The organism is Sphingomonas sp. (genome assembly GCF_036388435.1).
Lineage (GTDB): Bacteria > Pseudomonadota > Alphaproteobacteria > Sphingomonadales > Sphingomonadaceae > Sphingomonas.
Map to the genome: position 1 here is coordinate 16,175 of NZ_DASVRV010000003.1, position 14,510 is coordinate 30,684.

Sequence of the window (14,510 nt, forward strand, 5' to 3'; positions counted from 1 at the left end):
GGAAGAAAGCGGCGGCTACGGTACTAGAGGCGCTTCATCGACATATCGTCTGCCTGGACGCGGCCTGCGTTGGAGAAGCCGGCCCACGCCCCGTCCCCGTGCTTCAATCCGGCGTGAAGCTTAAGTTGAAAAACGCCGTAGTAGCCGCGGTTCTGGTCTTCGGGGTTGTACCATCGTCCAGTGAGATTCCTCTCGTGCAGCTTACCGATGAAGACGCAATCCTCGCGGTCTCCTCCTACCAGTGTTGCCGACGTCCGGAACGTGACGTTCGTGAACAAGCGGCGGACCTTTACCCGATCAACGTTTTGGGGCGGGAATCGCGTGCTTTGAACTTTCCAGACAACCTCCCATTCTCCGTGGAACGGCGACTGGGGCGATATCCACCAAAAGGCTCTGATGAACCGCGCATCGCGCCCGATTGCCTTTAGGGGCTCCCGCATGATCAGCCGCGCAGCAAGGCCAAGGGTGGCCAGAGCGGCTCCGGAGAGCAACGTCAGCCAATCGACCGCTAGCAACCAGCGCCAAATCTCCGCAACCACGTCCATGCAGCCCCCCCGTTTGAATGAGCCTAGTCAGGGCATGGATGGCGAGCAAGCGGCGCCTGAACCTCGCGGCGGAGGAGCCACTTTTTGGCGTGGTATCAAGCGGGTTGCTGATCGGGCGGGTTGGCTCTCAGGGGCAATCCAACATGGCGTAAATCGCTGATCCGATCTGCTCCGCAGCCTTCAGCACATGCTCGTCATCGAGGTGAGCATAGCGCGCGGTCGACGCCGTTTTCGCGTGCCCCAAGAGCCGGCCGATCATCGGCAGCGTTTCTTTGTTCATGGCCGCGTGACTCGCGAAGGTATGCCGCAGGTCGTGCAACCGCACGCCTGTTAAGGCTGCGTGCTCAAGGAGTCCGTACCATTGGTGATGGATGTTTCGGATCGGCTTGCGGAGCGCTGCATTCCAGAACAGCCAAGGCACGTCCTTGCGCTTGGGCAAGGTGGCAATGAGTGCTCGCGCCTCGTTGCCCAGCCAGACAGTCCGCGGCCCGGTCTTGCTGTCGCGCAGCAAGAGCCGATTGCCCTTTACGTCCTGCCATTGCAGCCCGAGCACCTCGCCCAATCGGCAGCCGGTGAGCAGCAGTAGGGTAACCGCTGTCGCTGCGCTGGCCCTCACGCTGTCCTCGGCGACGCGCTCCTCCGCCAGCACTTGCCCCAGCCGCTCCAACTCCGCGCGGCTGAGAAAACGCTCGCATTCCCTGCGGCGGTTCGGGCGTACCGAGCGGCAAGGATTGGTGTTCTCCAGGCGGTAGCCCCAGCTCTCCGCCTTGTTCAGCATTGCGGCGAGTATGCCGAGCGTCCGGTTGGCAGCGCCGGGGCCGGTGCGGTTGTTCAGGTCGGCGAACCAACTCGTGACGTGCGCCTCATTCAACTCGTCGATGAACACGCCGGAGAAGGCGCGATCGAGATAGAGCGCGCGGTACTGCGTCTGCGTCTCGTAGGTCGAAGGCTTCCACTTCGGCGACCAGCGATCCCAATATTCCTTGAGGAAGTCGTCGAAGCGCGGCGCGGACCGGATGCGCTTACGATCCGCGGCGGGATCGAGCCCTACCTGCGCGTAGGCGAGCACGCGCCGGGCGACCATCGTTGCCTGATGGCGCGTGATCACGGCGGCAGACCCGATCGTCACTGTCCGCATCCGCCCGGCCATCCGGGTCTGGACGATGTAGACGTTGCGGCCCGTAGCATAGTGACGGATGCCGAACCCGTGCTCGATGCCGAGCCAAGTCGTCGTGCGCGGCTTGCCTCGTGGCATTCGCAGGTGAACAACGCTGGCGCCTACCTCCGCGAGCGCGTCGGCAACGACCTGCCTGAGCGCAAGCGCGGTCACAGTCGCAGCCCTATCGCCTGAGCGAGCGAGCCTGATATCCTCTGTGCCGCGTCCCCGATCACGTCATCGGACAAGTGGGCATATTTGGCCGTGGTTTCCGGAAGCGCATGACCGAGCAGCTTGCCGATAGTGGCGAGCGGCACGTTGTCCATAATCGCCGTAGACGCGAAGCTGTGGCGCAGATCATGCACGCGCACGTCGGGTAAGGCGCAGGTGCGGCGGAACCGCTCCCACCAGCTTTGAAAGGCGAGTGACCCCGTGCCGCGCTTGTTCGGGAAGACGAGCGAGCAACCCTCGTGCCTTGGCACCGCTTCGAGCACCGCCAGCGCCTGGCTGTTCAACCAGACGGTTTTCTGCCCGGTCTTGCTGTCGGGGAGGGCGAGATGCGGCGGCTTGACCCATTCCCATCTGAGATCGCGTATCTCGCTGATCCGCGCGCCTGTGTAGAGCAGCAGCCGAACTATCGCGACCTCGCCGGGGCTGGACGCCTCCGCGTCGCGGAGCGCAGCTCCGACGCGGCGATACTCAAGCGGTGTCAGATAGCGTTCGCACGGCGGGCGCTTGTAACGCGACATGCCCCGGCAAGGGTTGGAGCCTTTGCGGCGAAGGCGAAGCTGTTCGGCATACTTCAATAGGGACGCCAGCACCGGGAGGGTCCGATTGAACGTGACTTCCCTTCCGCCCGCCAAGCTGTCTCGCCAGCGGAGCACGTCTGCCGGAATGATGTCGGCAACTCGGATCGCGCCGAAGATGGGCAGCAATTCGCGTTCCCAAGCGCCAAGGTTCCGCTTCTGCGTCGAAGGCTTCCAATAGCGGGCGATGTCTCCCCAGTAGGTTTCGACAAAGTCGCTGAGGATCGGCGTCGCCTTCACGACCGTTCGCTTCGGCAGGCCGTCGAGCGCTACCTCGGCTAGAAGCCGCCGCGCCTGCGTCCGCGCAAGCACGGCGTCGACATCGTCGGTGCAGCCGAGCGTGATCCGACGATGCTTCCCGCGATGCCGGAGGCGGACGAACCAATAGTAGCGCCCGGTCGGCCGCACTCTCAAGCCGAACCCTGGCAGCTCGGTATCCCAGATGCAGTATTCCGAGACCGCGAGCGGCAGCTTTCGCCGTGCGAAGTTTCCGTCAAGGAAGGCCCGGCGACCGGGCTTGTGCCGGCGGGGGACCATAAGGCCATCATCATTAGCAGGACTGGGACCGAAAGTTGCGGAATCCTGCTGATTTTGTGGGACCGGGTGGCCATCGGCAGCACGCGATCCGCTGAGCGTCGCCAGCATCTCACGCACTGATTTTACAGCACTTTTTCCCATAAACTGCGGCTTAGCCGCGTAAGGTGTGCTATGTGCTATGTTCCGCAGGCGCGGTTCGGCGGGAATAGCTTGGGGCGGCGGATCGACCTAAATTGCCGAGCACAGCGATCGAGGAGATCCGAGTGGCCGATTTCAGGATGATGATGCGGGCACCGGGTGGCCCGGAGGTGATCGAGCGGGAGGACATCTCGCCTTCCGCGCCGGGCGCCGGTCGAGTGTTGGTGCGCCACCGCGCGATCGGGCTGAACTTCATCGACACCTATCGGCGCTCCGGCCTTTACCCGGTGGATCTTCCCGCCGGTCTCGGCACCGAAGCGGCGGGCATCGTCGAGGCGGTCGGCGCCGATGTACACGACTTCGCGCCGGGCGACCGCGTGGCCTATGCGACCGGGCCGGTCGGCGCCTATGCGACGGCTCGCGACATCGCCGCCGAGCATCTTCTGCGGCTACCCGACGCCGTCGATGACGAGACGGCGGCGGCGGCCACGCTCAAGGGCATGACCGCTTGTTTCCTGATCGAGGATTGCGCCAAGATCCGGGCCGGACAGGCCGCCTTGGTGTTCGCGGCCGCGGGTGGCGTCGGCTCCATCATCGTCCAATGGCTGGCCCGGATCGGCGTCACGACGATCGCGCATACCGGGTCGCCCGAAAAGGCGGACCTGGCAGGGGCGCTGGGCGCCACCCACGCGCTTTCCTGCCCCATGGACGGACTTGCGGCGGCGGTACGCGACCTGACCGCCGGCCGCGGCGTGGATTGCGTGTTCGACGGCGTGGGCGCGGACAGCTGGCAAGCGTCGCTCGCATCGGTGGCGCGTCGCGGACTGTTGATCACCTATGGCAATGCGAGCGGCCCGGTGCCTGCCTTTGACGCATTGGCGTTGATGCGTGCGGGCTCGATCTTCGTCACGCGGCCGACGCTGGGCGATTATGCGGCGACCGCGGATGATCTGCGACGCCTCGCCGCGCGGCTTTACGGACATATCGAGAAACAGGGGCTCGTCGTTCCGATCGGACAACGTTTCGCGCTGGGCGACGCCGCCGAAGCGCATCGCCGCCTCGAAGCCCGCGCTACCCATGGTTCGTCCATCCTGACCGTTGCTTCGGGCGACTGACGACACCTTGACCCTCCCCCGTCGCGATCGGCATGGCCGCTTTCCACGGTGCAACTTGGCGGTGGCGAAGAACGGACGGACTCGCTAACCCGCCCGCAGCGTCCGCGCGTGATGGCACGACGGTGGAGAGCAGTTCTTGCGAACGACGATCAAGCAAGTATCCGCCGTGGCGGGGGTTTCGGTAACCACCGTATCGCGTGTTCTCAACAAAGAACCCTATGTGAAGGCGGACACGCGGCGCAAGGTCGAGGCCGCGGTGGCGGCGCTCAACTTTCGTCCCAGTACCGCCGCGCGGGCGCTGGCCGGGCAGCGTGCGCATCAGATCGCGCTGATCTACAACAATCCCAGTCCCTATTACATCTACAACATTCAGGCAGGCGCACGGGCGCATTGTCTGGAGCGCGGTTTTCGCGTGATTTTCCAGGAATGCGACGCGGCCGCGCCGGAACTGCTGGAAGATGTGCTGGGCCTTATCGAGGAGACGCATCTCGACGGGCTTATCCTCTCGCCGCCGGTGTCGGACGCGCGTGACGTGATCGCGGAACTCACGCGGCGTGGAGTCCCGTTCGTGCGGATCGCGCCGGGGCGCGATCTGTCCGTCTCGCCCTTTGTCCATATGGACGACATAGCGGCGGCGGAGCAGATGACCGATCATCTGGTCTCGCTGGGCCACCGCGACATCGGCTTCGTCATCGGCCATCCCGACCATGTCGCCAGCGCGCAACGCCTGAAAGGATATAGGCGATCGCTTCGGCGGCACGGGATCGCGGTCGATCCCGACCGCGTCGTGCAAGGTAGTTTCGATTTCCCGTCGGGGCAGAAGGCCGGACGCGCGATGTTGTCGGGCGCGGACCGGCCGAGCGCGATCTTCGCGAGTAACGACGACATGGCCGCGGGGGTGCTGGCGGCCGCGCACGAGCACGGACTGTCGGTGCCCGACGACGTGGCGATCGCCGGCTTCGACGATAGCGATCTGGCGCGCGCGGTCTGGCCGTCGCTCACCACCATCCGCCAGCCGGTCCGCGAGCTCGCCCATGCCGCCGCCAAGCTGCTGATCGACAAGGGCGGCCATACCGGCCAGCTCCTGCGCCATGAGCTGATCATACGGGGCTCGACCCAGAAGCGTTGAACGTCCGACTTGACAGAAGCCCGCTCTTTCTGGATGTTTCTGGAAACGCTTCCATAGACGGGGCGGATGGAGAGGGCATGAAAGTGGAACTGAACGCGCGCCGGCTATCGGTGCGCTGTATCGTCGCTGCGGCGGCGCTGCTGACCACGACGTCGCTGTCGGCGCAATCGGTCATGGGGCGCGGCCCGGGGGTGGCCACGCCGGGCTCCTGGCCCGCTGCGGTTGCGCCGACGGCGCGCGACGCCGGGGTCGAAGCGCGCATCGACGGACTGTTGCGGCGCATGTCCCCCGAGCAGAAGCTCGGCCAGATCGTCCAGGCCGACATCGCCAGCGTCACCCCCGACGATGTCCATCGTTATCATCTGGGATCGGTGCTGAACGGCGGCAATTCCGATCCGGGCGGCAGATATGATGCTCCGGCGCGCGACTGGCTGGCCGCGGCCGACGCCTTCCACGCGGCGTCGATGCGCCCGTCGGGCAGGCTGCCCCGCATCCCCGTGATCTGGGGTAGCGACGCGGTTCACGGCCACAACAATGTCGTCGGCGCGACGCTGTTTCCGCACAACATCGGCCTCGGCGCGACGCGGAACCCCGAACTGATCCGCCGCATCGGCGAGATCACCGCGATCGAACTGCGCGTCACCGGCCTCGACTGGACCTTCGCACCGACCTTGGCGGTGGTGCGCGACGACCGTTGGGGCCGGACCTATGAAGGATTCGGCGAGCATCCGGAGATCGCGACCGCCTATGCGGGGCCGCTGGTCGAGGGACTTCAGGGCAAGATCGGCGCCCGCGACTGGCTGCGCGGACCACACGTCATCGCCACCGCGAAGCATTTCCTGGGCGATGGGGGCACCTATGGCGGCAAGGACCAGGGCGACGCGCGCATCGACGAAGCGGGGCTGCGCGCCCTGTTCGGCGCCCCCTACATCCCCGCGCTCCGGGCCGGCGTCCAGTCGGTGATGGCATCCTTTTCGAGCTGGAACGGGTCCAAACTCCACGGCAACCGGTCGCTGCTGACGGGCGTGCTCAAGGAACGGATGGGGTTTGACGGCTTTCTGGTGGGGGATTGGAACGCGCACGGACAGGTGGACGGCTGCACCAACACCGATTGTCCCGCTTCGATCATCGCCGGGCTCGACATGTTCATGGCGCCCGATAGCTGGAAGGCGCTGTATGCGACGACGCTGGCCCATGTGAAGGCGGGGACGCTGCCGGTGGCGCGGCTCGACGATGCGGTCCGGCGCGTGCTCCGCGTCAAGCTGCGCGCCGGGCTGTTCGAGACCGGCAAGCCGTCGTCGCGACCGTTCGCCGGCCGCTATGATCTGCTGGGCTCGCCGGCGCACCGCGCGGTCGCGCGCCAGGCCGTGCGGGAGTCGCTGGTGCTGCTGAAGAACAGGGCCGGGCTGCTGCCGCTCAGGGCCGGCGCGCGGGTGCTGGTGGCGGGCGACGGCGCGGACAATATCGGCAAGCAGGCGGGCGGCTGGACGCTGAGCTGGCAAGGCACCGATACCAAGCCCGCCGACTTCCCCAACGCCCAATCGATCTGGGCGGGCATCGCGGAGGCGGTCGCGGCGGGAGGCGGCACCGCGTCGCTGTCGCCCGACGGCGCGTTCACCACAAAACCGGACGTGGCGATCGTCGTGTTCGGCGAGGATCCTTATGCCGAATTCCAAGGCGACCGGCCCGATATCGCCTTTGACGATGGCCGGAACTCGCTCGCGATCCTGCAACGCCTGAAAAAGGCGGACGTGCCCACCGTGGCGGTGTTCCTGTCGGGGCGGCCGATGTGGGTGAACCCCTATCTCAACGCCGCCGACGCCTTTGTCGCCGCCTGGCTGCCGGGATCGGAGGGCGGCGGGGTCGCCGACGTGCTGTTCGGCAAATCCGACTTCAAGGGCAAGCTGCCCTATAGCTGGCCGAAGCGCAGCGACCAGACCGCGGTCAATATCGGTGACGCCAATTATGATCCGCTCTTCGCTTATGGTCATGGCCTGACCTTCGCCGATCGAGGCGACGTGCCGCTCCTGTCCGAAGCGCGCGCGACCGGGCCGGCGGCGACGTCCGGCGTGCTGTTCGCGGCGGGCAAGGTGGTGGCGGGTGGAAAGCTGCTGCTCGGCTCGCCGGGCGCGCTGTCGACCAATCCGGGGCCCGACCTGATCGCCGCGCGCGCGGCCGATCGCCGGGCGCAGGAGGATTCGGTCCGTATCGCCTGGACCGGCCGCGCCGAGGCGGTGGCGGCGATCGCGACCGCGGAGCCGGCGGACCTGACCCGTCAATCCAATGGCGACCTGGTGCTCGAGATCGACCTGAAGGTCGACGGAGCGCCATCCGCGCCGGTGACGCTGGCGATGGACGGAGGTCGCTATCCCATCACCGCGCAACTGGCCGAGGCCGCGCGGGGACGGGACTGGACCCGCATCGCGGTGCCGCTGCGCTGCTTCGCCGGGGCGGGCGCGGATATGAGCCGCATCGGGACACCGCTGGCGATCACCACCGCCGGGACGCTCGACCTGACGATGTCGGGCGCGCGGATCGCCTCGGCGGCCGGTCCGAAATCGAACTGCAACTAGAACAAGACGAAATCCAGGGGAGAATGATCATGATCACGAGGACGTTCGCGGTTCGCGCCGTCGCCATGTTGCTCGCGGGGGCGGCTCTGCCTGCCGGGGCTCAGACCATCTCCGGATCGGATCGGCAGCCGGAGGAGGTGCGCGACGGCACCGACGAGGACATCGTCGTCACCGCCAATCGGCGCGAGGAGAATCTGCAGGACGTGTCCGGGGTCGTCCAGGCGTTCACCGCCGATTCGCTGCGCCAGGACGGCATCACCGAACTCCGCCAGCTCCAGATCGCGGTGCCCGGGCTCAGCATCGCCAACCAGGAAGGCAATGTCGAGATCTTCATCCGCGGCGTCGGGTCGGCGAACAACACCGAGCTGGGTGATCCGGGCGCGGCCCCGCATCTGAACGGCACCTATATCCCGCGTCCGCGCGGGTTGGGACTGATGTTCTACGATCTCGAGCGGGTGGAGGTGAACAAGGGACCGCAAGGCACCCTTTATGGCCGTAACGCGCTGGCGGGCACGCTCAACATCATCACCGCCAAGCCCCGGCTGGGGGAGTGGGGCGGCTATATCCAAGGCGAATATTCGAACCGCTCCTCCTATGCGGCCGAAGGCGCGATCAACATTCCGCTGGGCGAGACCGTCGCCGCACGCATCGCGGGTACATATGTCAATCGCGACTATGGCTTTCGCAACGTGTCGACGGATCCGCAGGCCCGCCGGCTCAAGCCCGCGGGATTGGAAGAGAATTACGCCGCTCGTGGTTCGCTGCTTTGGGAGCCCAGCGATCGGCTGACGATGTCGGTGATCGGCGATTACGGCAAGGAGACCGGCACCGGCTATCCCGGGTCGAGCATCTTCAACGCCGTGATCCAGTCGGGCCTGCGCGCCGAGGATCTGCCGCTGCGCGATGTCGCCTATCGCGGCGGGCAGGGCGACATGAGGAACGAGCTCTGGGGCGTCCAGGGCAAGATCAACTATGATTTCGGCACCTTCCAGGGCGAGGTGAGCGGCAGTTATCGGTCGATCGATTATTTTCAGGTCAATGCCAGCGCCGACGGAATCGACTTTCCCGGCCGCGACCTGAGCGCGATCCAGTACGACAATTTTTCGACCAATTTCTGGCAGACCCGCTCCAAGAGCCAGGTCTACGAAGCGCGGCTGTTCGCCAACAGCGATCAGGCGCTGCGTTGGAACGTGGGTGGCTTCTACTTCAAGGAGAAGCAGGGCGTCGGCTTCTTCGCGCTCGCCGATCGTGGCTATTGCTGCTATTCGGGAACCGAATTCACCATGCCCGATGTGCGGGGCGAGAGCTTCGCCTTTTATGCCGACGGCACTTACGACGTCACCGACCGGGTACGGGTGCTCGGTGGCATCCGCTATACCGAGGAAAAGAAGTCGCGCTTCGGCATCGGCGGCAATTGGGCGCTGACGCTTGGCGGGGCGGACTCCCTCTGCTGCTTCGCGACCCGGCTGGGAACGGAGGGTTTCCGTCCGGCCCTGCTCGGCCGCCCCAATTTCGACCTGTCGGAAAGCGAAGCGATCGGCGCCCGCATCCGCGCGGGCACCGCAACCCCGCAGGACTCGGCGCGGCTGACGCAGCTCAACGCCCAGTTCCTCATCCAAGGGATCGCGACGCCGGGTCTGCGCGACACCTTGGTGCAGCAGATCCAGACGATCGCCGGCGGCACCAACCCCAACGGCACCTGCATCGACCGGCCCGACATCGACAATGGCTTCGTCAACTGCCCCGCCAACGGGTCCTTCTCGTTCGCCAATGTCGGAGCACCGACGCAGCAGGTCGGCCGCTCGAAATTCGACTTCATCGATTGGCGCGCGGGCGCCGAGCTCGACATCACCGACGACAACATGCTCTACGCCAAGGCGTCGACCGGCCACAAATCGGGCGGGTTCAACGACAGCTTCAACGGGTCGACCATTCCGGAGGAGTTCAGTCCCGAGGACGTCCTCGTCTATGAGATCGGGACGCGCAACGTCTTCCAGTTCGGCGGTCGGCGCGCGGTCTTCAACCTGACCGGCTTCTATTATGACTATAATAATCAGGTTTTCCAGGACCTGACCTGCATCAATCTCGACCAGGCACAGACCCCGCCGGTCTGCAACGGCTTCTCGCTGGTCAACCGCAACATCGGTTCCTCGCGCATCTATGGCGCGGAGGCGGAAGCGAAGTTCCGCCTTCCCGGTAATTTCGGGCTCGACCTTAATATCGCCTATCTCGATACCAGGATCACCAGCGGGACCGTGGCCGATGCGCGGGCGCAGGATTTCGGCGCGGGCGGCAATTCGCCGCTGATCAGCCTGGTCGGCAACCGCTTGCCGCTCGCCTCCAAGTTCAACGTCGCGGCCCGGCTGAGCCAGGACTTCGCCGCTGGCCCGGGCCGGATCGACTGGCAGGCGCTGCTCAACTACCGCTCGTCCTTCTTCCTGTCCCAGTTCAACGAGGACGACATCGTCTTCCTCGACGGCGACAGCCAGAGCGCCCTGGAAGCGGGATTCCCGGATCGACAAAAGGGCTTCGTCACGCTCAATCTGGGAATCGGCTATACGCTGGGCAATTACCGTCTCGAAGCATGGGCGGCGAACTTCCTGGCGGAGGAGGCCTCGCAAAAGGCGCTGGTGGGCTCCTCGCTCAACATCCGCTTCCTCAACGACGCGCGCAGCTACGGCCTGCGCGCCCGCGTCAACTTCTAGGCGACACCGCGTGGCCGGAACCTCTCGGGGTTCCGGCCCGCCCCGGAGAATCCTGTCCAATGCCGACCGACCCCATCGTGCTCGCGCCGCGGGCGCCTTTGCCGCGTGCGCGTGACTTGATCCGCGGGCCCTTGCGGCCCGGCAAACGATGAACGCCGCGCCCGCCGACGAGCTGGTGGTGGCCGATATCGGCGGCACCCATGTCCGCTTCGCGGTCGCGCGGATGGACATGGACGTTCCGTGTCTCGACCGGGCCTTGGTCCTCCGCGTCGACGAGCATCCCGATCTGCACGATGCGTGGCGGCGATATCGCGACTGGGTGGGCGGGTCGTTGCCGCGCGATGCGGCGATCGCGGTCGCCGCGCCCGTCAACGCCGAACCGCTGGTCCTCGCCAACAACCCCTGGGTCATCCGTTCGTCGCGCCTGGCGGTCGAACTCGGGCTCGACCGGTTGGCGATCGTCAACGATTTCGGCGCGGTCGGCCATCTCGTTCCCGCGCTCGGTATCGATGCCTTTGCCCCGGTCGCGGGACCGAGGCACGACGCGCGGAGCGACGGGGTTACCACGATCATCGGGCTGGGCACCGGTCTGGGCGTCGCGCTGGTGCACCGCGCAGGCGACCGGATAACCGTCGTCGAGACCGAGGCGGGCCATGCCGGCTTCGCGCCGGTCGACGATCTCGACGATCGCATCTACCGGCTCGCGCGGCACGCGCACGGCCGGGCCTCGGCGGAGCGTGTTCTGTCCGGGCCCGGTTTGGGCTGCGTCCACCAGGCGGTCTGCGAGGCGGCGGGCGTAGCTCCGGCGTCCTTCACCGTGTCGGAACTCTGGACCGCGGCGATCGACGGCACGGACGCGAATGCTTCGGCGGCCCTCGACAAGCTGATCGGCTGCCTGGGCGTATTCGCGGGCGACATGGCGCTGGCGCATGGCGCGAGCCGGGTCGTCCTCTCGGGTACGCTCGTCGGGCGCATCGCGGACCGGCTCGCGACACCGCTCTTCGCCACGCCCTTCACCGCCAAAGGACGGTTCGCGGCTCATATGGGCACCGTCGCCGTGCAACGACTCTCGGTGTCGGAGCCCGGACTGGTCGGCGCCGCCCTGGCGTTTCGCAAGGTGATGAGCCGTAGATAGCCCAGGATTCCTTCACCTTCGCTCGAGCGGATTCGCCGGATGCAGCGGGCTGCCTCGACCCCGAGATGGCCGTCTCCTCGCTTCCCCTACTCAGGGTGACGGTCCGGTCCGGCGCATGGTCCTCGACCGGCCGAGCGAAAGCGGTTGCGTGATGGCGGTGGAGTCGTCAGTTCACCCGCTGTCGTAACGATCTACCGCCATTGAGGATTTGTCCGCGACACCGGCCCGAGGCAACAAGGCGAGTCGATGAGTACGGGGTGTTTCAGATCGGCCGTCGGCGCTGCCACCACGCTGGGGGCTTGCCTGCTTTCGGCGGCTGCCGCGGCGCAGTCGGTCGACGATCTGCGCAACCTGTCGATCGATCAGCTCGCCGAGATCGAGGTCACCTCCGCCTCCAAACGCCCCGAGCCGGTCAGCGCGGCGCCGGCCGCGATCTATGTGATCACGGGGGACGATGTCGTCCGTTCGGGCGCCCCCAGCCTGGCCGAGGCGCTGCGGCTGGCACCCAATCTGCAGGTGCAGCGCGTCGACGCGCGCCAATATGCGGTCAGCGCGCGCGGATTTGCGGGCTATGAAACGTCGAACAAGCTGCTGGTTCTGGTCGACGGGCGCAGCATCTATTCGACGCTGTTTTCCGGCGTGCTGTGGGACCTGCGCCAGATTCCGACCGAGGACCTGGACCGGATCGAGGTGATCAGCGGCCCGGGCGGATCCTTGTGGGGCGCGAATGCGGTCAACGGCGTCATCAACGTCACCAGCAAGTCGGCGCTCGACACGATGGGCGCGCGGGTCGCGGCCGCGGCGGGCCCGCTGGAGCGCAACGGCTATGCCCGGTTCGGCGGCGCGCTGGGCGAGGCCGGCGCCTACCGCGTCTATGCCGGCGGCTACGACCGGTCGGGGATGCCCGCCGGCAATGGCGGTCCGTTCGAGGATGGCGGGCGGGGATTGCGCGGCGGGTTCCGCACCGACTGGTCGGCGGGCGCCGGCAATATCACCGTCCAGGGCGACCTATTCCGGCAACGCGGCGATTCGGGCAGCCGCGACAAGGGTCACAACCTGCTCGCCCGCTGGACGACCCCCGTCGGCCAGGCTGGCGGGCTGCAGGTCCAGGCCTATTACGACAGGTTCAGCCGGGATTTCTCCGGAGTGTTCGATGCGCTCGCCACCTATGACTTGGCGGTCCAGCATGACTGGACGACCGGGCGGCACAAGATCGTCTGGGGCGGCGGCATCCGCGCGACCCGCGACAGGTTCGTCAACGGGGCGAACGCCTTCGGGCTCGATCCGATCAGCCGCACCCTGTGGATCGGCAACATATTCGCGCAGGACAGCATCGCGCTCACGCCGACCCTGACGGTGACTGCGGGCGCCAAGGCGGAACAGCAATCCTATACCGGCCTTCAGATCCTACCCAGCGTCCGCCTGGCCTGGCAGCCGGTGGAGGGGACGTTACTGTGGAGCGCGGTGTCGCGCGCGATCCGGGCGCCGTCGCGCATCGATCGCGAGCTCGTCTTCCCCGGCGTGCTGGAGGCGGGCGGATTCCGGTCGGAGAAGCTGACCGCGATCGAGGCGGGGTATCGCGGGCAACCGACCGCCGACACGTCGTTGTCGGTATCGGTCTTCTACAATCTGTACGACGACCTGCGCACGACGAGCACCGACCCTGTCACCGGCTTCCTGCCGGTGCGCCTGGCCAACGACCTGCGCGGCCATGAATATGGTGTCGAGGCCTGGGCCACCGCCGCGTTGACCCCGTGGTGGCGGCTGAGCGCGGGGCTGTCGACGCTTCACAAGGACTTCAGGCTCCGGCCGGGCGCGACCGATCTGGAGAACGGGATTTCGCTGGGGAACGACCCGGATTTCCAGCTGCTGCTGCGGTCGCGCTTCGACGTGACGCGCGACATCGATCTGGACGTGGCGCTGCGCGGGGTGGACAGCCTGCCCGACCCGCGCGTTCCGACCTATGTCGAGGCGAATGCGCGGATCGCCTGGCGGGCGCGGCCGGGAGTCGAGCTGTTCGCGGCGGGCGAGAACCTGCTCCACGACCGCCATGACGAAAGCGCCGATACCGACCGCGGGCAGCTGATCCGGCGCAGCGTCGTCGCCGGCGTCAGGCTGGACTTCTGATGCCCCCATCCTGGCCCATCATCCTGTCGCTGGTCGGCCTGGGCGCGTCGGCGGCCCGGGCCCAGTCGCCGCAGCTCGAACCGGCGGTGAAGGCGGCGTATCTGGCGAAGTTCGGCGCCTATGTCGCCTGGCCGCCCTCGGCGTTGCCGGGCGATGCCAGGCCGCTCCACCTGTGCATCCTGGGCCGCGATCCGTTCGGCGCGATGCTGGACAGGACCCTGTTCGGGCAGCGGATCGACCAGCATCCGATCCTGGTACGGCGCCTGTCGGCCGGGGCCGCGAGTTCGGGATGCCATATCGCCTATCTGGGCGGCCTGCCGGGCGCGCAGGTCGGCGCGGCGATGGCGCGGTTCGGCCCCGCGCCGGTGCTGACGGTCACCGATGCCCGGTCCTCCCCCGTGCGCGGCATCGTCCATTTCGCGGTCGCGAACGGGCGCGTGCGCTTCCATATCGATGAGGCGCTGGCGGCGCGCAGCAACATAGCGATCAGTTCCAAGCTGCTCGGCCTGGCCCTGTCGGTGAAGCAGCGGGGAAGCCCGTGACG

The 14,510-nt window shown here is 66.8% G+C and carries 10 protein-coding genes; 7 read left to right on the forward strand and 3 right to left on the reverse strand.

Annotated features, from left to right (window positions below; genetic code table 11):
* Positions 1–23 precede the first annotated feature (23 nt).
* From VF592_RS00870 to VF592_RS00880, 3 genes are all read right to left on the reverse strand, one after another.
* A complete protein-coding gene (locus VF592_RS00870; protein ID WP_331003706.1) occupies positions 24–545 on the reverse strand; it encodes a hypothetical protein in 522 nt (173 codons plus the stop codon).
* 127 nt (positions 546–672) lie between these two features.
* Positions 673–1,875 (reverse strand): site-specific integrase, encoded by a 1,203-nt coding sequence (locus VF592_RS00875; RefSeq protein WP_331003707.1) that lies wholly within the window; start codon positions 1,873–1,875, stop codon positions 673–675.
* Complete coding sequence (locus VF592_RS00880) at positions 1,872–3,152, reverse strand: tyrosine-type recombinase/integrase (protein ID WP_331003828.1); 1,281 nt, start codon at positions 3,150–3,152, stop codon at positions 1,872–1,874. The genes VF592_RS00875 and VF592_RS00880 overlap by 4 nt, the downstream gene beginning before the upstream one ends.
* Before the next feature lie 155 nt (positions 3,153–3,307).
* Between VF592_RS00880 and VF592_RS00885 the strand changes: the two genes are divergently transcribed.
* The 7 genes from VF592_RS00885 to VF592_RS00915 all read left to right on the forward strand — a co-directional run bounded on the left by VF592_RS00885 (position 3,308) and on the right by VF592_RS00915 (position 14,508).
* The gene (locus VF592_RS00885; protein WP_331003708.1) at positions 3,308–4,297 is read left to right on the forward strand and encodes a quinone oxidoreductase; all 990 of its coding nucleotides are present in this window, start codon (positions 3,308–3,310) and stop codon (positions 4,295–4,297) included.
* A 136-nt stretch (positions 4,298–4,433) separates the two neighbouring features.
* Complete coding sequence (locus tag VF592_RS00890; protein WP_331003709.1) at positions 4,434–5,426, forward strand: LacI family DNA-binding transcriptional regulator; 993 nt, start codon at positions 4,434–4,436, stop codon at positions 5,424–5,426.
* A gap of 77 nt (positions 5,427–5,503) precedes the next feature.
* Positions 5,504–7,999: a glycoside hydrolase family 3 protein gene (locus VF592_RS00895; RefSeq protein ID WP_331003710.1), complete on the forward strand. Its 2,496-nt coding sequence runs from the start codon at positions 5,504–5,506 to the stop codon at positions 7,997–7,999.
* Between the two features lie 29 nt (positions 8,000–8,028).
* Entirely contained in the window at positions 8,029–10,704 is a 2,676-nt protein-coding gene (locus VF592_RS00900) for a TonB-dependent receptor (RefSeq protein WP_331003711.1), read from the forward strand.
* 148 nt (positions 10,705–10,852) lie between these two features.
* Complete coding sequence (locus VF592_RS00905; RefSeq protein WP_331003712.1) at positions 10,853–11,839, forward strand: glucokinase; 987 nt, start codon at positions 10,853–10,855, stop codon at positions 11,837–11,839.
* Between the two features lie 246 nt (positions 11,840–12,085).
* Positions 12,086–13,966, forward strand: a complete 1,881-nt coding sequence (locus tag VF592_RS00910) for a TonB-dependent receptor plug domain-containing protein (protein WP_331003713.1) — start codon at positions 12,086–12,088, stop codon at positions 13,964–13,966.
* Positions 13,966–14,508, forward strand: a complete 543-nt coding sequence (locus VF592_RS00915; protein WP_331003714.1) for a YfiR family protein — start codon at positions 13,966–13,968, stop codon at positions 14,506–14,508. The genes VF592_RS00910 and VF592_RS00915 overlap by 1 nt, the downstream gene beginning before the upstream one ends.
* Positions 14,509–14,510: the final 2 nt, after the last annotated feature.

What these genes read in the sequence shown, in the direction of transcription:
- VF592_RS00870 (WP_331003706.1), bottom strand. Translation starts at nt 545, where the DNA reads ATGGACGTGGTTGCGGAGATTTGGCGCTGGTTGCTAGCGGTCGATTGG.
- VF592_RS00880 (WP_331003828.1), bottom strand. Translation starts at nt 3,152, where the DNA reads ATGCTGGCGACGCTCAGCGGATCGCGTGCTGCCGATGGCCACCCGGTC.
- VF592_RS00895 (WP_331003710.1), top strand. Translation starts at nt 5,504, where the DNA reads ATGAAAGTGGAACTGAACGCGCGCCGGCTATCGGTGCGCTGTATCGTC.
- VF592_RS00900 (WP_331003711.1), top strand. Translation starts at nt 8,029, where the DNA reads ATGATCACGAGGACGTTCGCGGTTCGCGCCGTCGCCATGTTGCTCGCG.
- VF592_RS00905 (WP_331003712.1), top strand. Translation starts at nt 10,853, where the DNA reads ATGAACGCCGCGCCCGCCGACGAGCTGGTGGTGGCCGATATCGGCGGC.
- VF592_RS00910 (WP_331003713.1), top strand. Translation starts at nt 12,086, where the DNA reads ATGAGTACGGGGTGTTTCAGATCGGCCGTCGGCGCTGCCACCACGCTG.
- VF592_RS00915 (WP_331003714.1), top strand. Translation starts at nt 13,966, where the DNA reads ATGCCCCCATCCTGGCCCATCATCCTGTCGCTGGTCGGCCTGGGCGCG.